The organism is Acidovorax sp. LjRoot204 (assembly GCF_056175785.1).
On the sequence record NZ_JBGFFF010000006.1, the window covers coordinates 44,165 to 66,588 of the forward strand.

The 22,424-nt window shown below is 66.6% G+C and carries 20 protein-coding genes; 11 read left to right on the top strand and 9 right to left on the bottom strand.

Annotated elements, in window-relative coordinates; translation table 11 throughout:
* Position 1: 1 nt before the first annotated feature.
* On the bottom strand, positions 2-295 hold the full coding sequence (locus tag AC04MI_RS02510; RefSeq protein WP_099732289.1) for a TfoX/Sxy family protein: 294 nt from the start codon (positions 293-295) through the stop codon (positions 2-4).
* Between the two features lie 162 nt (positions 296-457).
* On the opposite strand from AC04MI_RS02510, the gene AC04MI_RS02515 reads away from it, so the two are divergent.
* The 3 genes from AC04MI_RS02515 (at position 458) to AC04MI_RS02525 (ending at position 1,875) form a co-directional block, all read left to right on the top strand.
* The gene (locus AC04MI_RS02515) at positions 458-1,039 is read left to right on the top strand and encodes an NnrU family protein (protein WP_056742546.1); all 582 of its coding nucleotides are present in this window, start codon (positions 458-460) and stop codon (positions 1,037-1,039) included.
* Positions 1,040-1,117: 78 nt separating this feature from the next.
* Entirely contained in the window at positions 1,118-1,381 is a 264-nt protein-coding gene (locus tag AC04MI_RS02520) for a DUF3297 family protein (RefSeq protein ID WP_015011863.1), read from the top strand.
* Complete coding sequence (locus AC04MI_RS02525; RefSeq protein WP_476496979.1) at positions 1,378-1,875, top strand: ribonuclease HI family protein; 498 nt, start codon at positions 1,378-1,380, stop codon at positions 1,873-1,875. Before AC04MI_RS02520 ends, AC04MI_RS02525 begins: the two co-directional genes overlap by 4 nt.
* Positions 1,876-1,897: 22 nt before the next feature.
* On the opposite strand, the gene AC04MI_RS02530 is transcribed toward AC04MI_RS02525, so the two are convergent.
* From AC04MI_RS02530 to AC04MI_RS02550, 5 genes are all read right to left on the bottom strand, one after another.
* Positions 1,898-2,425 (bottom strand): GFA family protein, encoded by a 528-nt coding sequence (locus AC04MI_RS02530; protein ID WP_476496980.1) that lies wholly within the window; start codon positions 2,423-2,425, stop codon positions 1,898-1,900.
* 48 nt (positions 2,426-2,473) lie between these two features.
* A complete protein-coding gene (locus tag AC04MI_RS02535; protein WP_436076656.1) occupies positions 2,474-3,766 on the bottom strand; it encodes an RNA polymerase sigma factor in 1,293 nt (430 codons plus the stop codon).
* A gap of 46 nt (positions 3,767-3,812) precedes the next feature.
* Positions 3,813-4,220 carry a VOC family protein gene (locus tag AC04MI_RS02540; RefSeq protein ID WP_056056889.1) on the bottom strand — a complete coding sequence of 136 codons (408 nt, stop codon included), beginning with the start codon at positions 4,218-4,220 and terminating at the stop codon, positions 3,813-3,815.
* 75 nt (positions 4,221-4,295) lie between these two features.
* On the bottom strand, positions 4,296-4,832 hold the full coding sequence (locus tag AC04MI_RS02545) for an SRPBCC family protein (protein WP_056743173.1): 537 nt from the start codon (positions 4,830-4,832) through the stop codon (positions 4,296-4,298).
* Between the two features lie 26 nt (positions 4,833-4,858).
* Entirely contained in the window at positions 4,859-5,275 is a 417-nt protein-coding gene (locus tag AC04MI_RS02550; protein WP_056056891.1) for a YciI family protein, read from the bottom strand.
* A gap of 409 nt (positions 5,276-5,684) precedes the next feature.
* On the opposite strand from AC04MI_RS02550, the gene AC04MI_RS02555 reads away from it, so the two are divergent.
* The 3 genes from AC04MI_RS02555 to AC04MI_RS02565 are packed head-to-tail and all read left to right on the top strand — an operon-like array spanning position 5,685 to position 10,099.
* A complete protein-coding gene (locus AC04MI_RS02555; protein WP_436076655.1) occupies positions 5,685-7,637 on the top strand; it encodes a TonB-dependent receptor plug domain-containing protein in 1,953 nt (650 codons plus the stop codon).
* A gap of 3 nt (positions 7,638-7,640) precedes the next feature.
* Positions 7,641-8,189: a YfiR family protein gene (locus AC04MI_RS02560; RefSeq protein WP_476496981.1), complete on the top strand. Its 549-nt coding sequence runs from the start codon at positions 7,641-7,643 to the stop codon at positions 8,187-8,189.
* Entirely contained in the window at positions 8,186-10,099 is a 1,914-nt protein-coding gene (locus AC04MI_RS02565; RefSeq protein ID WP_146870436.1) for a putative bifunctional diguanylate cyclase/phosphodiesterase, read from the top strand. The genes AC04MI_RS02560 and AC04MI_RS02565 overlap by 4 nt, the downstream gene beginning before the upstream one ends.
* A gap of 1 nt (position 10,100) precedes the next feature.
* Here the strand turns inward: AC04MI_RS02565 and AC04MI_RS02570 are convergent, their stop codons facing one another.
* Complete coding sequence (locus tag AC04MI_RS02570) at positions 10,101-10,466, bottom strand: YciI family protein (RefSeq protein ID WP_146870434.1); 366 nt, start codon at positions 10,464-10,466, stop codon at positions 10,101-10,103.
* Between the two features lie 441 nt (positions 10,467-10,907).
* On the opposite strand from AC04MI_RS02570, the gene leuA reads away from it, so the two are divergent.
* The 4 genes from leuA (at position 10,908) to AC04MI_RS02590 (ending at position 14,994) form a co-directional block, all read left to right on the top strand.
* Positions 10,908-12,608 carry a 2-isopropylmalate synthase gene (gene leuA, locus AC04MI_RS02575; RefSeq protein ID WP_436076653.1) on the top strand — a complete coding sequence of 567 codons (1,701 nt, stop codon included), beginning with the start codon at positions 10,908-10,910 and terminating at the stop codon, positions 12,606-12,608.
* Between the two features lie 11 nt (positions 12,609-12,619).
* Positions 12,620-13,123 carry a GNAT family N-acetyltransferase gene (locus AC04MI_RS02580; protein ID WP_436076652.1) on the top strand — a complete coding sequence of 168 codons (504 nt, stop codon included), beginning with the start codon at positions 12,620-12,622 and terminating at the stop codon, positions 13,121-13,123.
* Between the two features lie 122 nt (positions 13,124-13,245).
* Positions 13,246-13,752 (top strand): C40 family peptidase, encoded by a 507-nt coding sequence (locus tag AC04MI_RS02585; protein WP_056742526.1) that lies wholly within the window; start codon positions 13,246-13,248, stop codon positions 13,750-13,752.
* Between the two features lie 141 nt (positions 13,753-13,893).
* A complete protein-coding gene (locus AC04MI_RS02590) occupies positions 13,894-14,994 on the top strand; it encodes a 3-deoxy-7-phosphoheptulonate synthase (protein ID WP_395457308.1) in 1,101 nt (366 codons plus the stop codon).
* A gap of 53 nt (positions 14,995-15,047) precedes the next feature.
* Here AC04MI_RS02590 and AC04MI_RS02595 read toward each other — a convergent pair whose 3' ends face one another.
* Positions 15,048-15,479 carry a PaaI family thioesterase gene (locus AC04MI_RS02595; RefSeq protein WP_436076987.1) on the bottom strand — a complete coding sequence of 144 codons (432 nt, stop codon included), beginning with the start codon at positions 15,477-15,479 and terminating at the stop codon, positions 15,048-15,050.
* Positions 15,480-15,584: 105 nt separating this feature from the next.
* A complete protein-coding gene (locus AC04MI_RS02600; RefSeq protein ID WP_436076651.1) occupies positions 15,585-16,040 on the bottom strand; it encodes a MerR family DNA-binding transcriptional regulator in 456 nt (151 codons plus the stop codon).
* Positions 16,041-16,349: 309 nt separating this feature from the next.
* Between AC04MI_RS02600 and AC04MI_RS02605 the strand changes: the two genes are divergently transcribed.
* Positions 16,350-21,242, top strand: coding sequence for an EAL domain-containing protein (locus tag AC04MI_RS02605; protein ID WP_436076650.1), 4,893 nt, complete (start codon positions 16,350-16,352; stop codon positions 21,240-21,242).
* Positions 21,243-22,424 lie beyond the last annotated feature (1,182 nt).

Consider the following 22,424-nt stretch of genomic DNA (forward strand, 5'->3'; position numbering starts at 1 on the left):
ATCAGGGCCGGCGACCGCTCTCCAGATCGTCCAGCTGCATCAGCAGCGCGGTGCGCTCCTGCTGGGCCACACTTTTCCAGTCCCGGCCGCTCAGCGCGCCCTCCAGCGCCCACAGCAGGTTGAGGCTGGGTTGCTGCCCCGCCTGACGCACAGCCACAAAAGCGGGCACGGAACCCAGTGCACGCAACGCTGCGGGTGTGTGGATGCCCGTCGCGTGCAGCATGCGTTCGGACGCCGGACCCAGGTTGGGCAGGGCGCGTAGCTCAGAGGCGTCGGGCAGCGGGCGGACAGACATGGGCGGCATGATGGCGGCGCGCAGCCAGCACGGCAAGCCCCCACACGACGAGGGCACAGGCACGCACTGCCGATAATCCGCCCAAGCAAGACCGAGGGGCCACGCCGCCAGATGGCGACGCGCCAGCCCCTGTTGATTCACGACGACAAGAAAGGCTTGGCCATGGGGTATCTGGTACTGGGACTGGTGTTGTTTCTGGGCGTGCACTCGGTGCGCATCGTGGCCGATGGCTGGCGCACGCAGACGCGGGCGCGCCTGGGCGAGATGCCGTGGAAAGGGCTGTATTCGCTGGTGTCGGCCGTGGGCCTGGCATTCATCGTCTGGGGCTACGGCCTGGCGCGGCAGCAGCCGGTGGTGCTGTGGGTGCCGCCCATCGGCATGCGGCACGCCGCAGCCCTGCTGACGCTGATCGCCTTTGTGCTGCTGGCCGCCACCTATGTGCCGCGCAATGCCCTCAAGGCCCGGCTGCACCACCCCATGGTGCTGGGCGTGAAGGTGTGGGCGCTGGCGCATTTGCTGTCCAACGGCAACCTGGCCGACGTGCTGCTGTTTGGCAGCTTCTTGCTGTGGGCGGTTCTGAGCTTTCGCGCCGCGCGCCAGCGCGACCGGGCGCAGGGCACCGTGTACGCGGCAGGCAGCGCTGCAGGCACGGCGGCGGCTGTGGTGGTGGGTGCAGTGGCCTGGGCGGGCTTTGCGTTCTGGGGCCATGCGTGGCTGATCGGCGTGGCGCCGCTGGGGCGATGATCGAACGCTGGGAAGGCCGGCACCCCAAATGCCGGAGAATCCGCGCTTTGCGTTTTCTCCTTTCTCGCTGAGACCTCTATGACCGAAGCCACCACCCCCAACACCCCCGCCCTGCCGCCCTTGCCCGACCACCTGTCGGTCAACCCCCGCAGCCCGCACCATGTGGCCGCCGTGTTCGAGCACGACATCGGCATCCGCCTGAACGGCAAGGAGCGTTTTGATGTGGAGGAATACTGCATCAGCGAAGGCTGGGTGAAGGTGCCCGCCGGCAAGACGGTGGACCGCAAGGGCCAGCCGCTGCTCATCAAGATCAAGGGCACGGTCGAAGCTTTTTACAAGTGACCGCTGCACGGGCGGCCGCGCCGCTCGCCCCTGGTGCCTGGGTGATCCACTGCGACGGCAGTGCCGGGCCCAACCCGGGGCGCATGGGCCTGGGGGCCGTGCTGACCGGCCCGGACGGGACCGTGCGGCACCAGATCTCCGAAGCCACCACCTTCACCGGCTGCAAMAACGAGGCCGAGTTGCGCGCGCTGATGTTGGCGCTGCAGTGGCTCGCGCAGCAGGGCATTGCCACATCAACCCAAGTGCACTTGTTCAGCGACAACCGTGTGCTGGTGGAACAGTTGGGCAGCCACCCCAAGGCACCGATTGAGCGGCTGGCAGCGCTGTTTGACGAAGCACACCAGGCACTGCGGCAGTTCCCACAAGCCCATGTCCAGTGGATTCCCCGCCACCGCAATGGCGCGGCCGATACGCTGGCCCGCGCCGCCCTGGGGCTGGCACCCAAGGCCGCCACGCCGCAAAGCCAGACCATCAAAAAGCGCCGCCGGCGCTGAGCCCCCCGCCCGGCATAGGCCGTCAGGCCGGGTCGAGCCCTGCAGCCGCACGGTAGGCCTGGATGCGCGGCAGCACCGCCTGGCGACGGGCGATGCTTTGCGCAGGCCACAACCCCTCGCGTTCGTAATATTCCGCCACGGCGGGTATCCCCGGCGGCAACACCACCCAGGGCTGTTTCGAGGCCGTGAAGATATGGATGTCGGGCGGCAGGTGATCGGGCGCATCCAGCGTGCCCACGCGCACAAACGCCATGACGGGCCCCGCGCCTGCGTAGTGGCTCCAGACCGCCACCTGGCAGCGCGGGCAACGCGCGATCTGCTGGCCCAGGCCACTTTCTGACGGGGTGTGCACCATCGCCGGGGTGCCTGCGAGCAGTTCCACACGGTCGGCCTCGATCRTCGCGTTCAGCGCAAAAGCAGCGCCACTTTCGCGCTGGCACCAGCGGCAGTGGCAGCAGTGCACAAACAGGGGGGGCGCCAACAGGCGGTAGCGCACATGGCGGCAGGTGCAGCCGCCTTCCAGCGGGTATTCAGGGGCAGGGTGGGGCATGAGGGTGGTGTCCTTGCAGCGGGGTGAGGGTGGGCACAACACCGGCCTTCAACCGCAGGCGCGGGCCAGCAGCAACGCCTTTTCCTGCGCGTTGCGGGTGAGGCTGGCCGCGCGCTCGAACTCCGCCCGCGCTTCAGCCCCCCGGCCCAGCTTGGCCAGCAGATCGCCGCGCACGCTGGGCAGCCAGTGGTAATGGCGCAGCAGGGGGTCGCTGGCCAGGGCATCGACCAGCGCCAGCGCGGCCTCCGGCCCCTCGGCCATGCCCACGGCCACGGCGCGGTTCAGTGCCACCACGGGCGAGGGCGCCACCTGCAGCAGTGCGTCGTACAGCGCCACGATGTGGGGCCAGTCCGTGTCTTGCGCCTGCCGGGCGCGTGCGTGGCAGGCCGCGATGGCGCCCTGCAATGCGTACGGCCCCCAGGGCTTGCCGGTGCGCGCGAGCTGCTCGGCTTTGTCCAGGGCGGCCAGGCCCCGGCGCACCAGGAGGTGGTCCCAGCGCGCGCGGTCCTGGTCCATGAGTAGCACGGGCTGGCCTTGTGCATCGGTGCGTGCGGGCAGGCGCGAGGCCTGGATTTCGAGCAGGGCCACCAGGCCTTGCACCTCGGGCTCGTCGGGCGCCAGGCTGGCCAGCACCCGCACCAGGCGCTGGGCTTCGCCACACAGCGCGGGGCGCATCCAGTCGTCGCCCGCGGTGGCGGCATAACCTTCGTTGAAGATGAGGTAGATCACCTCCAGCACCGAGGCCAGGCGCGGCGCGCGGTCGGCCGCCCCGGGCACTTCAAACGGCACCTGCGCGGCCGTGAGGCTGCGCTTGGCACGCACGATGCGCTGGGCCACGGTGGGCTCGGGCACCAGGAAGGCGCGCGCGATCTCGGCCGTGGTGAGGCCGCCCAGCAGCCGCAGCGTGAGCGCCACCCGCGCCTCGGTGGGCAGCACGGGGTGGCAGGCGGTGAAGATCAGGCGCAGCAGGTCGTCGCCAATGTCGTCCTGCTCGGCGTGCATCAGGGTGTCCACCACATCGGGCGCGTACTGCGCCTCGAGCGCTTCGAGGTCGTGGCCCAGGGCCTCGTGCTCGCGCTGGTGCAGCACCTGCTGGCGCAGGTGGTCGATGGCGCGGCGCTTGGCGGTGGTCATGAGCCACGCGGCCGGGTTGGCGGGCAGGCCGTCTTTGGGCCAATGCTCCAGCGCGGCCACCAGGGCGTCTTGCGCCAGTTCCTCGGCCCGGCCCACGTCGCGCGTCATGCGCGCCACGCTGGCAATGATGCGCGCAGCCTCGATGCGCCACACCGAGTCGATGCTGCGGTGCAGGGCATCGCGGTCGGGCAGGGCAGAAGGTTTCACGCGATCAAGAGGTGTGAATGAATCCGGCGCATTCATTCACACGTTCTCAGCCCAGCGCCTTGCTGGCATCCACCATGTGCACAAACTCCCAGGTGTGGCCGTCCAGGTCGTCAAAGCTGCGCGAGTACATGAAGCCCAGGTCCTGCGCCGGGCGGGGTGTGGTGCCGCCTGCGGCCACGGCCTTGTCCACCAGCGCGTCGACCTCTTCGCGACTGCTGCACGAGAAGCACACCAGCACCTCCGACGTGGTGCGTGCGTCGGCAATCGTTTTGTCGGTGAAGGTTTGGTAAAAGCTCTTGACCAGCAGCATCACGAAGAGGTTCTCGCCCACCACCAGGCAGGCGCCCTGGTCGTTGGTGAACTGGGGGTTGAACTCGTAGCCCAGGGCGCGGAAGAACGCCTGCGAGCGGGCCATGTTCTCGATGGGCAGGTTCACAAAAATCTGTTGGTGCATGACGGACTCCTGAAGGGTGAGGACGGTAATGGGAAACGGAGGGTTTGGCAAAGGTCGAGGGGCGGTGGACGGCATTCACGTTGCGGGCTTTTGCGCCACGGCCTGCAGGTTGGCCAGGCCATCCTCAAAGTCCTGCCCCACCATGCGGTCCATGTTGAACACCAGGTGGGCGATCTTGGCCAGGTAGGGCACGGGGCCCTGCATGGCCCAGGTGACGCGGGTGGCCTCTGTGCCTTCGGGCTGCAGGGTGAATTCCACCTGGTTGTGCGCTTCAAAGGGCTTCACAAAGTCGAGCTTCATGCCCACGCGGCGGGGCGCGGTGGCCTCGACGATCTCCATGCTGCCCACGCCCACCTTCTCGCTCTGCCAGGCGTAGCGGGCGCCGGGGCCGCTGGTGGCGGCGCTGTACTGGCCCTGGATGGCCGGGTCTTTGCGTTCATACGGGTTCCAGGTGTTGAACTGGCGCAGGTCGTGGATGAGCCCGTACACCCGCTCGGGCGGTGCCGCAATCACGCGGCTGCGCTCCACGCGGAAGGTGTCGGGGCGGGTGGCGGCAAACGCCAGCAGCAGCGCCAGGGCCGCCAGCAGCACGAGGGCGATGGTCTTGATCATGGGGATGTTGTCCTTCACGCTGGGCATCAGCCGCGCAGGGCTTCGAGGTCGCGGAACTGCTCAACGCCATCCACCCCGGCAAAGTCCTCCATCTCATAGAGCTGGCGCACTTCGATCTCGGCATCCAGGCCCTCGCCGCGTGGATTGGGAAAGCGGCGGGTCCATTCCAGCGCCTCGTCGCGGCTGCGTACCTGGATGAGTGTGTAGCCAGCGATCAGCTCTTTGGTCTCGGTGAACGGGCCGTCGGTGACGGTGCGGGTGCCACTGGCGGCGTAGCCCACGCGCCAGCCCTTGGCGGAGGGCTGCAGGCCACTGGCGTCCAGCAGCACGCCGGCCCGCGCGAGTTCTTCGTGGTAGCGGGCCATCGCGGTCATCAGGGCTGCGGTCGGCTGGCAGCCCTGTTCGGATTCGGCGGTGGCCTGGATGATGATCATGAAGCGCATGGGGTTCTCCTCAAGGTAATAAAAAATGCGGAAGCGCCGACGGTCCTTGCTAGGTGCTTCACAGTGACGACGAATGGGAGCGCCCGAAATCGACATCTGGATGTGCAAGCCCGGGCGGAACCAGGGTTAACACCTATCCTGGCCGGTTGGCGCGCGGGGCGGGTGAGGGGCCGCCATAGGGAGACTACTGAGCGCCCGCACTGGGTTTTGCAACCCCTGGTCGATACAATTTGTAAAGACTGATTCATCGATCCTGAGACTTCGCCCCGCATCCTCCCGCCCGCCCGCCAGCGAAGTCCCCACGGGGGGACAACCGCCAGCCACACGCCGTGCCTTTGCCATGAAACGAGGATCGACCTATCGACAGCGGCCACACCGCCCATGGGTGGTATTGGGGCTGTGCGCTGGCATGGCGGCAGCCCACGCGCAGTCCGACATCGCCGCCATGGCCGACCTGCCGCTGGAGCAGCTCATGCAGATGCAGGTCACCACGGCCAGCCGGTATGCACAGACGGCCCTGGAGGCCCCGGCGGCCGTGAGCGTGGTGACCGCCGATGACATCCAGCTGTTTGGCTACCGCACGCTGGCCGATGTGCTGGCCAGCATGCGCGGGCTGTATGTGTCCTACGACCGCAGCTACCACTATCTGGGCACACGGGGTTTTGCCACGCCGGGCGACTACAACACGCGGGTGCTGCTGCTGGTCAATGGCGTGCGCTTCAACGACAACCTCTACGACCAGGCGAGCATCGGCACGGACTTTCCCATCGACCTGGACCTGGTGGAACGGGTGGAATTTGTGCCTGGCCCCGGGTCGGCGGTGTATGGGGCCAATGCGTTTTTTGGCGTGGTCAATGTCATCACCCGCGATGGTCGCCAGCTGGGCGGACCCCAGGTGAGCACCGAGGCCGGCAGCCATGGCTACGCCAAGCTGCGGTTTTCCGTAGGCGCCGTCGATGCGCAGGGAAGCGACTGGCTGATCGCGGCAACGCGCTCCACCGCACGCGGGGCCGACCAGTACTACCCCGCGTTCGATGCGCCCGCCAGCCACCAGGGCGTGGCGCACGGCCTGGACTATGACCGCAGCACCCAGCTGTTCGCCCGCATGCGACGCGATGGGCTGACGCTGACCCTGGCCCACGGCGAGCGCACCAAGGGCATCCCGACCGCAGCGTTCTCGCAGGTTTTCAACGACCCGCGCTCGCGGTACATCGACACCAGCACGCGCGTGGCCGCCGAATACACCGCGCAATGGCAGCCGACGCTGGCCTTCACTGCGCGCCTGCACGCCGGGCGCTACCAGTACGTGGGCGACTACGTGTACGACTACCCGCCCGTGACGGTGAACCGCGACGTCGGCACCGGCCAGTGGTGGGGCACCGAATGGCAATGGGTGAGCACGGCCTTGGCGCGGCACAAGCTGTCGTGGGGGCTGGACTACCGGCGCGACACCCGCATCGCGCAGCGCAATGACGACCTGGACCCGCCCGCGCAGTACCTTGACACACGCCGCAACGGCAATGTGCTGGGCGTCTATGTGCAGGATGAGTTTGCACTGCGCCCCGACCTCACGCTGCACACCGGCCTGCGCTGGGGGCAGCAGTCGGGCAGCGCGGGCGCCTTGCACCCCCGCCTGGGGCTGGTGTACTGGTGGGACGCGGCCACCGCTGTCAAGCTGCTGCACGGCACGGCCTACCGTCCGGCCAATGCCTATGAACGCGACTACCGCGTGAACCTGCCTGGCGGCGTGGTGGACACCACCAGCATCCGGTCCGAGCGTGTACGCACCACCGAACTGGCCGTGGAGCATGCCCCGACCGGGGCCACGCGCCTGCTGTTGACGGCGTTCCGGTCGGGGGTGAGCGACCTGATCTCGCTGGACAGCCTGGGCCACTCGGACCGGCTCACCTTCAACAACACCCGCACCGTCAAAGTGCATGGCCTGGAAGCCGAGGCCGAACAACGCTGGGCGGGCGGGCGGCGCCTGCGCGTGGCCTATGGGTGGCAAAAGGCGCGGGACCCGTCAACGGACGGCGCGCTGACCAACTCGCCCCGGCACCTGCTCAAGCTCCAGTGGTCCGACGTATTGCACACGCCTGCGCACTGGGGTTGGAACCCGGGCCGCTACGCCATCGAAGCCATCGGCATCGGCCCGCGCAACACCGTGCTCAACGCCCGCCTGCCCGGGCATGTGCTGACCCATCTGACCTATTCCACGCGCATCGCGGATGTGGATGTATCGCTGGGGGTGTACAACCTGTTCAACCGCCGCTACGCAGACCCCGCTTCGTTCGAGGTGCGCGAAGATGCGATCCGGCAGGACGGGCGTACCTACCGCATCAAGCTGACGTACGCGTTCTGAGCCATGGCCTATTCCCTGCGATTGCGCACGCTGCTGGCGATCTGCCTGTGGACGGTGTGTGGCGTGGGCACCAGTGCAGCCAGTGCCAACGAGCCCGTGGCAGACCTGGACCTCAAGGCCGCCTACATCTTCAACTTCATCCAGTTCATCRACTGGCCCGACAGCGATGGCGCGCCCGGCAATGAGGTCACGGTGTGCGTGTCTGCCTTCAGCCCGCTCAAGCGCGCCCTGACTGCGCTCGATGGCAAACAGGCCACCAAGGGCCGCACCGTGCGCGTGCGGTTGCTGGATCTGCCGGCGATTCGTGGCTGCCGCGTGCTCATCATCCACAACGCCGAAGTGGAGCCTGTTCTGCGACTGCTGCGTACCCTGCCGCCGTCCCACGGCATCCTCACCGTGTCGGATGAAATCACCTTTGTGAATCCAGAAATCGTCATCGCCCTGGCCCAGCAGGAAGGGCGCGTGGTGTTCGGCATCAGCCCCGACGCCGCCAGCAAGGCTGGCCTCATCATCAGCTCACGGCTGCTGCGGCTGGCCAAGGGAGGCCGGTGAAAACACGCCCCGCTGAAGCCGACACCGCAGCGCCCGCAAGCCCGGCGACACATGCCCTGCTTTCATCGCGCCTGGTGGTCACGGGCATCCTGGCCGCAGGCCTGGCGCTGCTGACCGTGGTGCTGGCGCTCACCGGCGTGGACTATTGGAGCACCCGCGCGTCCATGCTGCAAGACAGCCGGGTGGAAGCCGCCATCGTGGCCGACAACATCTCTGCGGCCGTGGTGTTCCGCGACACCAGCACCGCCAACGAAATGCTGGGCGCGCTGCGGTCATCGTCCATGGTGATCAGCGCCACGGTGTACGACAAGGATGGCGTGCTGTTTGCGCATTACGCGCGCGACCGCGACCCGGACTTTCCCACCACGCTGCGTGCCACGGGACTGGACGGCGCCGCAGAGCGCGCAGGCTGGCGCATGCTGGAGATCGCCCGGCCCGTCGAGGCGTCTGGCACCAGCTGGGGCACGCTGTACATCCGCAAGTCGATGGCAGCGGTGTACATGCGGCTGGGCATCCGATTTGGCACCGCCTTGTTGATCGCCATTTGCGTGATGGCCATGGCCACCGCCATGGTGCTGCGCAGCCGCGCTGCTGTGCGCGAGGCCGAGAACCGCTTGCACGCGCTGGCCCACACCGACGCCGTCACCGGCACGGGCAACCGGCACGCGTTCAACGAGCGGCTGGCCGCCGAGCTGCAGGGCGCACGCAGTGCGGGCTACCGGGTGGCACTGGTGTACATCGACCTGGACAACTTCAAGACACTCAACGACACCTTCGGCCATGCGGCGGGGGACGGCCTGTTGCGCCAGGTGGCCCGGCGCCTGCAATCCGTGGTGCGCAGCACCGACACCATCTCGCGCCTGGGGGGCGACGAGTTTGCGCTGATCCTGCGGTTGGACATGGATGACGCGGCGCTGGAGAAATACGCGCAGCGCATCGTCAGCGTCTTCCAGGCTGCTTACACCGAGGTCGGCCAGCAGGTCAACGTGACCTGCAGCGCAGGCATTGCCACGTTTCCCGACGATGCGATGGACATGGACGCGCTGGTGAGCAACGCCGACACCGCCATGTACCGCGCCAAGGAGATGGGCAAGAACCGCTGCGTGCGGTTTGATGCGTCGATGAACCTGGCCGTGGTGCGGCGCCAGGCCATTGAACAGGCTCTGCGTGCCGAGCTGGAGCAGGGCACCGGTTTGGCGCTGCACTACCAGCCCCTGTTTGCCGCCAGCGACCGGGCCCTGGTCGGCGCCGAGGCCTTGCTGCGGTGGACGCATGCGGAGCTGGGCTCCGTGTCGCCGCTCGAGGCCGTGTCGGTGGCCGAGGACTGCGGACTCATTGCCCCGCTGGGCTACTGGGTGATGCGCACTGCCTGCCGCGACGCCGCGCAGTGGAAAGGGGGCCCGCCCCTGCGCGTGGCCGTGAACATCTCGGCGCGGCAGCTGGGTGACCCACAGTTTCTGGAACGCGTGATGGACATCCTGCGCGAAGAGGGCCTGCCCGCGCACCTGCTGGAAATCGAGCTGACCGAAACCGTGCTGATGGAAAACATGGAGGCCGGCGCCCACACGCTGCACCGGTTGAGCCAGCTGGGCATTCACCTGGCCATCGATGACTTTGGCACCGGCTACTCGTCACTGGCATATCTGCGCCAGTTGCCCATGCGGCGCCTGAAGATCGACCGCAGCTTTGTCAAAGACCTGCCGGGGCAGGAGCACAGCCGTGCCATCGTCACCGCCATTGTGGCGCTGGCGCACGGCCTGGGGCTGCAGGTGACCGCCGAGGGCGTGGAAACCCAGGAGCAGGCCGACTACCTGGTGCGGCAAGGCTGCGATGTGCTGCAGGGCTATGTGTTTGCACGCCCCATGCCAGCGCCGCAGTTCCTGGCGCTGCAGGCAGGCGCTTCGGCTTGATTCAATCCACCGCGCCGTGGTAGCAGGGTGCCAGTTCGCGCACCTCCATGGTGGCCCACTCGGCGGCCGGGCATTCGCGGGCAATGGCAACGGCCTCGTCGCGCGTGGCGCAGTCGATCAGAAAGAAGCCGCCCACCATTTCCTTGGTCTCGGCAAACGGCCCATCGGTCAGGCGGGTCTGCCCTTCGCGCACCTGCAGCCGCACCGCCTGCTCGGTCGAGGCCAGCGACTCGCTGGCGCGCAACAGGCCGCGGGCCTGCAGACCAGCACCAAAACGCTGCATGCGGGCATAGGCCTCCTGGCCACCGGCCAGGCCCCGCTCGGCGCGCTGGCCGTGGGGTTCCATGATGAGCAACAGGTAAGGCATGGTATCTCCTGAATCGGGGCCAATCGTGCCAGCCGCCATGGGCAGTGGCAGAGCTGGAGGCATTCAAGGGCGTCATGCTACCAGCCTCATTTGCTATATATTTAATAGCTAATTGGGCATATACAACCAGCGCCATAGGCAGATTTCATGCAAATGGTTGCGCACCGCAGCATCGCTGTGCTATCTTTGGTTCCCTATGCAACGCAGCATGCTCCTATCCACCCTATCGCTAGGCCTAGTGCCTGGCCGGGGTCTGCCTGCGTTCGCCACCGTTGCCGTTTTGCGCAACACCTGATCTCCCCCTGACCCCGGCCCGCGAACCAGCCTTTGCACACGCAAAGGGCTGCAGGGGATGTCATTCGTTTTGATTTCTTTCGATTCCGATTGACCCGTGCACCGTGCCTGATTGGCACACCGCACAAACCGTTCGTGGAGCCTCTCATGATTGCCAAGCCCGCCACCAAATACCAACCCATCGCCCCCATTGCGCTCGCCGACCGCCAATGGCCCAACCGCAGCATCACCCAGGCGCCCGTGTGGCTCTCCACCGACCTGCGCGATGGCAACCAGGCCTTGTTCGAGCCGATGAATGGCGAGCGCAAGATGAAGCTCTTTCACGAGCTGGTGCGTATCGGCTTCAAGGAGATCGAAGTCGGCTTTCCCGCCGCGTCGCAAATCGATTTCGACTTTGTGCGCCGCCTTATCGACGAAAACCTCATCCCCGACGACGTGACCATCATGGTGATGACCCAGTCGCGCGAGGACCTGATCGCACGCACCGTGGAGGCCGTGAAAGGCGCACCCCGCGCCATCGTCCACTTGTACAACGCCACCGCGCCCGCGTGGCGCCGCATCGTGTTTGGCATGAACGTGACGCAGGTGATGCAGCTCATCGCGCACCATGTGGGCTACCTCAAGCAGCTCACCGACGCCCAGCCCGAAACGCAGTGGACCCTGCAGTACTCACCCGAGACCTTCAGCGCCACCGAACTCAGCGTGTCGCTCAAGGCTTGTCAGACCGCCATCGCCACCTGGGGCGCAGGCCCCGGCCGCCCCATCATCATCAACCTGCCCACCACGGTGGAAAACGCCACCCCCAACGTATTTGCGGACCAGATCGAGTGGATGGACCGCCACTTGTCGCCACGCGAGCACATCGTCTTGTCGGTGCACCCGCACAACGACCGGGGCACGGGCGTGGCGGCGGCAGAACTTGCAATGATGGCCGGTGCCGACCGTGTGGAAGGCTGCCTCTTTGGCAACGGTGAGCGCTGCGGCAACGTGGACATCGTGACCTTGGCGCTCAACATGTACACGCAGGGCGTGCACCCGAACCTTGACTTCTCGGACATCACCTCGGTCGCGCGCATTGCCGAAGAATGCACCTCGCTGCCCGTGCATCCACGCCACCCGTATGCGGGCGACCTGGTGTTCACCGCGTTCTCGGGCTCGCACCAGGACGCGATCAAGAAGGGTTTTGCTGCGCAAGACCCGAACGCCTTGTGGGAAGTGCCCTACCTGCCCATCGACCCGGCCGACCTCGGCCGCACGTATGACAGCGTGATCCGGGTGAACAGCCAGTCGGGCAAGGGCGGCATCGCGTTCTTGCTCGAACGTGAACATGGCGTGGTGATGCCGCGCCGCATGCAGGTGGAGTTCAGCGCCGTGGTGCAGCGCCAGACGGACGCGAGCGAAAGCGAGATGACGGGCGACGCGTTGTGGAGCCTGTTCCAGGCCACTTACCTGCAGGCGCCCGTACACGCCACAGTACAAGCCGCCATCACCTGCCACAGCCACCGCATCGATGAAGACGGCCAGGGCATCGAGCTGGACGTGACCATCGACGGCACGCGCCAGACCCTGCGCGGCCAGGGCAACGGGCCGATTGCAGCTACGGTGGACGCGCTCGGTCTGCCACTGCGGGTGGACCACTACGAGGAACGCGCCACCGGCACGGGCGCCAACGCGCAGGCGATGGCCATTGTGGAAGCAGCCATGGACGGCGTGGCAGGTTCCACCTTTGGGGCAGGCGCCAGCCACAACATCGTGACTGCCTCGGTGCAAGCGATTGTGAGCGTGGCCAACCGGTTGATGGCGCGGCGGCCTGCGTTGCATCCGGAAGCAACGTCCCTGGCCGTGTGACCGAAACCCGCATGGAAATTCTTACCGCATCGACCCGGGATGCGCCCGCCATCAGCGCGCTTGCGTTGTCGGTGGCGCACTTCTTCACGCTGGACAAAGACGGGCGAGGTGCGGAGGTGTTTTTACAGACCCTGCAGCCGGAGGCGGTGGCGCTACGGCTGCAGAGTCCATCGTTCAAGACCTGGGTGGGGTGGACACGCAACAACACCTTGGCGGGCGTCGTGGTGGTGCGGGAGGACAGCCACCTGTTCCATCTGTTTGTGGCCGAGGCTTTCCAGGGACTTGGCTACGGGCAGCAACTGTGGCAACACGCCCTGTCCCATATCGCTACCGGCCCTGCACCGGGCATCACAGTCAACGCGACACCCCATGCCCGGGGCTTCTATGAGCGCATGGGGTTTTTGGCAACGGGTCCCAGGGTGGAGACCCGCGGGGTTGCATTCATTCCGATGCGGCGCGCCAGCGATGCATCCAGCATGGCGTACAAACAGGCCGCAGGGAATACCCCGTTCTGACGGGGATCGACAGGGGGTTTTCTCAGGCACTGCCAGCGGCCTGCGCAAGGCTTGGCGCGCAAAGACCTTGGGGAGCCTGGGTAAAGTGCAGGGAGCCGTGCAAGTCCAGTAACCTCGGGCCCATGCGCGCCTTTCACAGCCTGAGCCTTGCCGCCTGCACCGCCGCCCTGCTGGTGCTGGCCGGTTGCAGTACATCGCGGCCTCCGTCCCCCTCGTCGCCACCGCAGGCTTCCACACGCACGGCGCCGCCGCTCACGCCGGAACAGGCACACGACATCGCCATCCACGCGCTGGGCCTGGTGGGCACGCCGTATCGCTACGGCGGCAACACCCCGGACTCGGGCTTTGATTGCAGCGGCCTGATCGGCTACGTGTACCGCAACCAGGTGGGCACACCGCCGCCGCGCACGGTGGCCCAGCTCAACACCTGGGGCTATCCCATCGACGGCAGCGAGCTGCGTGCCGGCGACCTGGTGGTGTTCGGCACGGGCCGCCAGCCCAGCCACGCGGGCATCTATGTGGGCGAAGGGCGGTTCGTGCATGCGCCGTCCACCGGCGGCACGGTGCGGCTGGACCACCTGCAGTCGCGCCACTGGGCGCGGCAGAATGCGGCGTTCCGCAGGCCGTAGAGGCTCCCCCTGAGGCGCTGCGCGCCTTCCCACTCGCTGCGGGGCGGCCCTTGCTCTGCGTCTCGCGCGAGGGCCGCGCCGGTAACTAGCAACGTGCCTCGATTCGGCCTGTGACCGGGCTCCGCGACAATCGGGGCCACCATGACCCACGCACACCGCTCCGCCACCCCCATCTCCACCCACGACACCACCCGCATTGATGACACGCGCATCAAGGCCGTGCGCCCGCTGATCACACCGGCGCTGCTGCAGGAATGGCTGCCCACGCCCGATGCGGCGCTGACCCTGGTCGAATCCAGCCGCGCTGCCATTTCGCGCATCCTGCATGGGCAGGACGACCGGCTGATCGTGGTGGTGGGGCCTTGCTCCATCCACGACCATGGCCAGGCCATGGACTATGCGCGCCAGCTGAAAGCACAGGCCGATGCACTGCAGGACGATCTGCTCATCGTGATGCGGGTGTACTTTGAAAAGCCGCGCACCACTGTGGGCTGGAAGGGCTACATCAACGACCCGCATCTGGACGGCAGCTTTGCCATCAACGAGGGGCTGGAGCTGGCCCGCCAGCTGCTGCTGGACGTGCTGGCACTGGGCCTGCCCGTGGGCACCGAGTTCCTGGACCTGCTCTCGCCGCAGTTCATCAGCGACCTGGTGAGCTGGGGCGCCATCGGCGCGCGCACGACCGAGAGCCAGAGTCACCGGCAGCTGGCCAGCGGCCTGTCGTGCCCCGTGGGTTTCAAGAACGGCACCGATGGTGGCGTGAAGGTGGCGAGCGACGCCATTCTGGCGGCCAGCGCCGCGCACGCCTTCATGGGCATGACCAAGATGGGCCAGGCCGCGATCTTTGAAACGCGCGGCAACCAAGACTGCCACGTGATCCTGCGCGGCGGCAAGCAGCCCAACTACAGCGCCGCCGATGTGGATGCGACCTGCGCCGTGCTCAAGGCCGCCGGCCTGCGCGAGCAGGTGATGATTGACGTGAGCCACGCCAACAGCAGCAAGCAGCACCAGCGCCAGATCACCGTGGCGGCAGAAGTGGCGCAGCAGATTGCCGCAGGCGACACACGCATCACCGGCCTGATGATCGAGAGCCACCTGCAGGAAGGCCGCCAGGACATCGTGCCCGGCCAGCCGTTGGCGCATGGCGTGTCGGTGACGGATGCCTGCATCAGCATGGCGCAAACTGTGCCGGTCCTTGAAGGACTGGCAGCAGCAGTGCGGGCGCGGCGCCAGAAGGCCTGACGCATCCGACGCACCTTGTACTCGGCTGGCACGCCTGGCGTCAGGCTGCGCTATCAGCCCTGGGGCGGCCTCGTGGCCCCCATGTCGATGTTGCGCGCCGTGGCCAGCAGCGTAGCGCACAGCCGCTGCTGGCCGGCGGCATCCACTGCCCACACGTCGGCGGCACAGACGGTGAGCAGGCGCCCGGCATCCACCACGCGGCCCCGCGCCCGCAGGCACTCGCCCTGGGCAGGGGCCACAATTTTCAAGGTGGTGTCCACCGTGGCGTTAGTCCAGCCGGGTGGCAACACGCTGCCTGCTGCCGCCACCGCCGCAAAGTCGGCCACCGCAAACACGGCCGTGGCCTGCAACTGGCCCGGGCGAAAGCTGAAGGCCTCGCTCACCGGTATCTCCACCTCCACCCGGCCGGGCTCGGCATGGACAAAGCGCAGCCCCAGCGTGCGGGCCATTGGCATGGCCAGCACCACGGCCTGCAGGGTTTCCATGGTGCTGCGGGGTGCGCTGGACAAAGCATCGCGGGACGCAGGTGTGAGTGGGGCTGTCATGATGGGGGTCTCCTGGGGATGGGGTGTTTGGGTGCTGCGAGGGGTCTAGGGTTTGCGGGCCGACGGGGCACGCACACGCGGCCAGGGCTTGGTAGATGCAGTGGCTGCGCCCGAGTGTGTTGGCCGACCCTGGGTTTTTGATCGCTGCTTCGTGAGCAACTGGCCACGCAACCAGGCCTGGTGCGCCTGCACGATGGATTTTTGGGACTGCAGCGCAGCGATCTGCTGGTCGATCGCGTCCACACGCGCCTGCAAGGCCTGCACCATGTCGTCAATGCCGAGGGTGCCAGCGCGGTATTCATCCAGGCGAAGGGCAATCTGCGGCAGGCTGAAGCCCAGCTGGCGGGACATGGCGATGAATACCACCTCGCGCCGCATGCGGGCCGGATAGTCGCGGTAGCCGTTGGCCCGGCGGTCGGGGTGGATGAGCCCCAGCCGCTCGTAGTGGCGCAGCGCGTGGACGGACACCGAGGCCTGTTGCGCGAGTTCGGAAATCTGCATGGGGCCACGTTAGCAAGCCTCGTGCTACGCGAAGGTTGCCTGGGTGACTGCCCGAGGTCAAAACACTGTGTTTTTTGGGACAAACCCCCATGGGCGCACGTCGCCAGCGAGGACTGTGCGGTGTAGCATTCACACTCTTTGCCACAGTGCTTGTGGCGCTGTGAACCTGAGCGCGCGGTGCGGCCGCATTGCACGCTCCCTCTACTGCCCGATTGCCTTGCCGACGCTACTCCGCCCCGCCACCCATGGCTTGGTCGCACCGACCAGGCTGGGCAGCTGCGTGCGCAGCGGCGCCACGGTGGACTGACCATGCCACCAGCGCAAGCCACCGCAGAGGCCGCCCGGCTCCAGGCACTGCAGTCTTACGCAATCCTCGATACCCCGGCGGAAGACAGCTTTGACCAGTTGGCCACGCTGGCTGCGCGTGTATGCCAGTGCCCCATGGCGGTGGTCAACTTCGTGGACAGCGACCGGCAGTGGTTCAAGGCCGCAGTCGGTGTACCGTTCAAGGAGACCGAGCGCGCGATTGCGTTCTGCGCGCATGCACTGAGCGGCAGCCGTGAGCCCATGGTGGTCAACGACACGCACAAGCACCCGGTTTTTTCCCACAACCCGCTGGTCACGCAGGACCCCCATGTGCGCTTTTACGCCTGTGTGCCGCTGGTCACCCCCGAGGGGCAGGCGCTGGGCACGCTGGCAGTGCTGGACTCCATACCCCGGCACATCGAGGCTGAGCAGCTGGAGGGCCTGCGCATACTGGCCGAGCAGGCCATGGTGCAGCTGGAGCTGCGCCGCCAAAAGCAGGTGCTGGCCGACCTGGTGCAGCAGCGCGACAAGATGCATGCCGAACTGCTGGCCCAGAGCGAGACCCTGCGCGTGGCCGGGCAGATGGCCCGCATTGGCGGGTGGATCGTGGAGCTGCCCAGCCTGCAGCTGAACTGGTCGCAGGAGATCGCCGCCGCCTTCGGCATTGCGGGACGCATGGGCTCGGTGGAACAGATCATGGAGCTGTACCTGCCCCCGCACCGGCAGGCCATGTTGGCAGCGTTTGAGAGCTGCATCCGCCAAGGCACACCGTTTGACCTGGAGGCCGAACTTGTCACACTGGCGGGTCGGCACTTCTGGGTGCGCACCACCGGGCAGGCGGTGCGCGACGCCGAGGGCCGCATCGTGCGGATACAGGGGGCGTTTCAGGACATCTCGGCCCAGCACCAGGCCCGGCAGGCCCGCCGTGAGAGCGAAGAGCGCTTTCATCTGGTCTCGCGCGCCACGGCCGACGCGGTGTGGGACTGGAACCTGCACACCGATGCCATGTGGTGGAACGAAGGCATGCAGACCCTGTTCGGTGTGCCACTCGACCAGTTGCCGCCCGACAGCACCTCGTGGACCTTACGACTGCACCCCGATGACAGCGAAGAAGTGCTCGAAGGCATCCATGCCGCCATTGACGGCACGGCCAACCACTGGTCGGACGAATACCGCTTTCGCCGCCAGGACGGCAGCTATGCCTGGGTGCTGGACCGGGGCTTCCTGATCCGCGACCTGCAGGGCAAGGCCGTGCGCATGGTGGGCGGCATGACGGACATCAGCGCACAAAAGCTGGCCGACCTGGACGCCCAGCGCGACGCACAGAACCATGCCGAGCTGCTGCAGGTGCAGCAGCGCATTTCGTCGCTGGACATGCCGCTGCCCGAGGTGCTGCAGTTGGTGGCCAGCACCGTGCTGCGCCAGACCGAAGCGCGCGGCGCCATGGTGGAGCTGCTGCAAGGCCGCCAGCTGGTGGCGCAAGCCTCGGCCGGTGACCACGTGCGCCCGGTGGGCAACCTGCTGCCAGTGGACCAGAGCCTGCTCTGGCCCGCGCTCAGCAAGGGCCAGACCGTGGTGTGCAACGACACCGAGGCAGAGGGTTGGGACATGGCTTCAATGCCCCACCGCCACGGCGTGCGGTCGGTCATGGCGGTGCCGCTGCGCAGTGGCGACGCCATCGTCGGGTCGCTCAAGGTCACATCGGACAAGGTCAATGCGTTTTCACGCCGCGATGTGGCGCACCTGGAGATCCTGACCGAGTCGCTGGGCGCCATGGTGCAGTTGCGGCATGTGGCGGGGCAGCTGCATGCGTCCGAGCAGCAATACCGCATGCTGTTTGACGAGCACCCGCACCCCATGTGGGTGTACGACCGTGAAACCCTACAGCTGCAGGCCGTGAACCGGTCGATGGAACGCCACTATGGCTACACCGAGTCCGAGCTGCTGTCCATGTCGATGCTGGACCTGTGGCCCGCCGACCGGCGCCCCAATGTCGAGGCCAACATCCGCGCCGTTCCGATGGAACAGCGCAACGCGCCGGTCATCAGCCGCCACATCAAGAAGGATGGCAGCTTCATGGATGTGGAGATCACGGCAGGCAGCATCAGCTTCAACGGGCGCCCGGCCCGCCAGGTGCTGGCCACCGACGTGACCGAACGCCTGCGCACCGAGCGCGAGCTGGCGCGCATGGGCCGTGCCCAGCGCCTGCTGAGCGCATGCAACGAAACCCTGGTGCGCGCCACGTCCGAGGCCGCACTGCTGCAGGCCATCTGCCAGATTGCGGTGGACATCGGTGGCTACCGCATGGGCTGGGTGGGGTTTGCGCTGGACGACGAGCGCAAATCCATCCGCCCGGTGGCCCATGCGGGCTACAACCAGAACTATCTGGAAAACCTGCAGCTGAGCTGGTCGGCCGACGACCCCTACGGCCGGGGCCCGGCGGGCATTGCGGTGCGCACCGGCCAGCCGGTGATCGTGCAGGACATCCGCACCGAGGGCGACTTTGCCGACTGGACCGAGCGCATGCTGGAGCATGGCTTTCACGGGGTGATCTGCCTGCCGCTGCGCGAGCATGCGCGCGACCACGCGCAGGACCGCAGTTTTGGCCTGTTGTACCTGTATGCACCCGACGTGTTGCAGATCAGCCCCGAAGAAGCCGCGCTGCTGCAGGAGCTGTCCAACGACCTGGCCATCGGCATCACCAGCCTGCGCGCGCACAAGGCACAGCAGCGGCTGCAGGCCTCGGTGCTCAAGGTGGCGGCGGCCGTGTCGGCCAGCACCGGCACCGAATTTTTTGTGCAGCTGGTGCGCAACATGGCCGATGCGCTGGATGCCCAGGGCGGCTGCGTGGTGCGGCTGCTGCCGCATTCGCAAGACCAGGCGCCCCGGGTGGTCACGCTGGCCGCCGTGCTCGACGGCCAGATGCTGCCCAACGACGAATACAGCCTGACCGGCACGCCCAGCCTGTTGCTGATGTCGCAGCGCACCCATGTGGTGACCGACAAGGTGCAGCAGCTGTACCCCGAAGCCCCCGTTCTGCGCGCGGTGGGTGCCCAGGCCTATGTGGGCCAGCAGCTGTGCAATGCCGACGGCGAGGTGGTGGGCATCGTCTTCGTTCTGTTCCGCCACGCGATTGCCGACACGGACTTCATCACCTCCACGCTGCAGATCTTTGCCTCGCGTGCGTCGGCCGAGATCGAGCGGCAGCTGGCCGATATCCGCATCCGCCAYCAGGCCTCGCTGCTGGACAAGGCCCAGGACGCCATCCTGGTGCGGGACCTGGACCACCGCATCATCTTCTGGAACAAGAGCGCAGAGCGCCTGTACGGCTGGTCGCAGCTGCAGGCACTGGGGCAGTCCATCGAGACGCTGCTCTACGAAGACCCCACGCACTTCCGGCACGCCACGCAGACGGTGCTGGAGCAGGGCGAGTGGACCGGCGAGATCGTGCAGTGCCACCGCGATGGCAGCACCATCGAGGTGGAAGGCCGCTGGACGCTGGTACGTGGCGATGACGGCCAGCCACAGTCCATCCTGGCCATCAACACCGATATCCGCCAGCGCAAGGCCAGCGAGCGCGAGATCCAGCGCCTGGCGTTCTACGATGCGCTCACCGGCCTGCCCAACCGCATGCTGCTCATGGACCGCATGCACCAGGCCCTGGCCACCGCGCAGCGGCGCCAGCAGGGCGGGGCGCTGCTGTTCATCGACCTCGACAACTTCAAGACCCTGAACGACACCCTGGGCCACGACCAGGGCGACCTGCTGCTGCAACAGGTGGCGCAGCGCCTGAACACCTGCGTGCGCAGCGTGGACACGGTGGCCCGGCTGGGGGGTGACGAATTTGTGGTCATGCTGGAAGAACTCAGCCCCAAGCCGCACGAGCTGGCGCTACACGCCCGGGGCGTGGGTGAAAAGATCCTGGCCATGCTGGCCGTGCCCTATGCGCTGCAGGGCTACCAGTACCGCAGCACGCCCAGCATCGGCATTGCGCCCTTCACCGGCGAACACACCACGGTGGGCGAGCTGCTCAAACAGGCCGACCTGGCCATGTACCAGGCCAAGACGGCTGGCCGCAACACGCTGCGCTTTTTTGACCCCGACATGCAGGCCGTGGTCACGGCGCGCGCGGGTCTGGAAACCGACCTGCGCTCGGCGCTGATGCAGGAAGAGTTCCTGCTGCACTTTCAGCCGCAAATCCATCAGTCGGGCCGCTGTGTGGGGGTGGAGGCGCTGGTGCGCTGGGCCCACCCGCAGCGCGGCATGGTGTCGCCCGCGCAGTTCATCCCGCTCGCTGAAGAAACCGGCCTCATCCTGCCGCTGGGCCGCTGGGTGCTGCACACCGCGTGCAAGCTGCTGGCCAGCTGGCAGAGCGACCCAGCCCTGTCGCACCTGACCATGGCCGTCAACGTGAGTTCGCGCCAGTTCCGCCATGCCAGTTTTGTGGACGACGTGGCCCGCGTGCTCGCCATCACCGGCGCGCCCTCGGCCCAGCTCAAGCTGGAGCTGACCGAAAGCCTGCTGGTGGAAGACATGGAGACCACCATCGCCACCATGACCGCGCTGCGGTCGTACGGGGTGGGCTTCTCGCTGGATGACTTTGGTACGGGTTACTCCAGCCTGAGCTACCTGAAGCGGATGCCGCTCGACCAGCTCAAGATCGACCAGAGTTTTGTGCGCGACCTTCTGACCGACCCCAACGACGCCGCCATTGTGGACACCATCATCGGCCTGTCGCGCAGCCTGGGGCTGGAAGTGATCGCTGAAGGCGTGGAAACGCCCGAGCAATGCGCGCTGCTGGCCCGCGCCGGCTGCCAGCTCTACCAGGGCTACCTGTTCAGCAAGGCGCTGTCGGTGGACGTTCTGGACAGCTTCCTGCGCACCTCGCAGGCATAAGTGGGGCCCGCCGGGTGTTCCCGGCCCTTGTCCACCCCTTAGTCCCATCCCACCCTAACTCCCTTCTGAGGGCCTCAGGAGGCCCGTGAGCGGCCTGTGGATCCGTTTCTGCCCCCCGGGTCTGCTCGTGCCACCAAGGCCCTCTACGGCCTTCTGGGCGGTTCCAAATCGCATCTTTCATCCTGGGCTGCCCAGGTACGCCCGGCATGTGGGTGCGGCTTTCATCCACCCCTGCCGTTTGCGTGGCCCCAGTTGTCCTCTGTCTTCTTCTTATGTCTTTTATAAATACATAGTCGTAGTAGTAGTAGTAGAGGGCGGCCTGGCGTGTGGACAACTGCATTTTTGCCAGCGCTGGCGCGCACTTAGCCCGCTGCCAACCCTGTGCGCCCCGCCCTGCTCCCGTTGTCGGCCGAGCGGGGACAAAAGCGATGCAACGCAGTTTTCTGTGGATAAGCACCCGGTTGTGCCAAAACTATCCCCAGTTTTACGCACCGCGCGCATCGGCGGCAGGAAATGGGCCCAAAACGAAGGGGAGCGCTACAGCTTCATACCCTGAGTGCTCATCTATTAATAGCAAATGAGGGAAACCATGCTCCTTCTCCTTGGCTGCAAGGGTTCGGGCCAAGCCGGTGGAACAGGGGCATCCCCTCTGGCTGAAGCTGGATGGGGTGCCCTAGGTGGCGGAAGCATTGCATCCGCTGGTGCGGCGTGAAAGGCATCGGCCCCCCCAGCCACTTCTTTTGCAGCCTCTCAAGGGTGTGAGCGATCCACCGGACAGGACCGCCGTGCCGAGCCGGTACTTCCCCATTCCGGCATCAATCGCCTGTCTGTCAGGTTGTCCAGTCGGCCGATGGGCCGGTCACCGGCGGTGGACAGGTACCCGGATTGGGGGTTCTGGTTATTCTTTAAAGGCTTTATATATAAATAGCAATAGTAGTAGAGAACGCCTGTTTGTGTGGACAAGCGCTTTTTCTTCAACGTTGACGCGCACTTGCGTCGCTGCAAAGTATGTGGGGCGGCGCGCGCAAAGTGCGGGGCTCGCCGACAACAACTTTTGGGCGGCGGCGTTTTGTGTGGATAACTGCCCGGTTGTGCCAAAAATGTGCCCAGGGTTATCCACAGCGGCGTAGAGTTGCGTTCCCTGGCTCGTCTCATGGCCTTGTACGGCACCCTCCGGGGCGT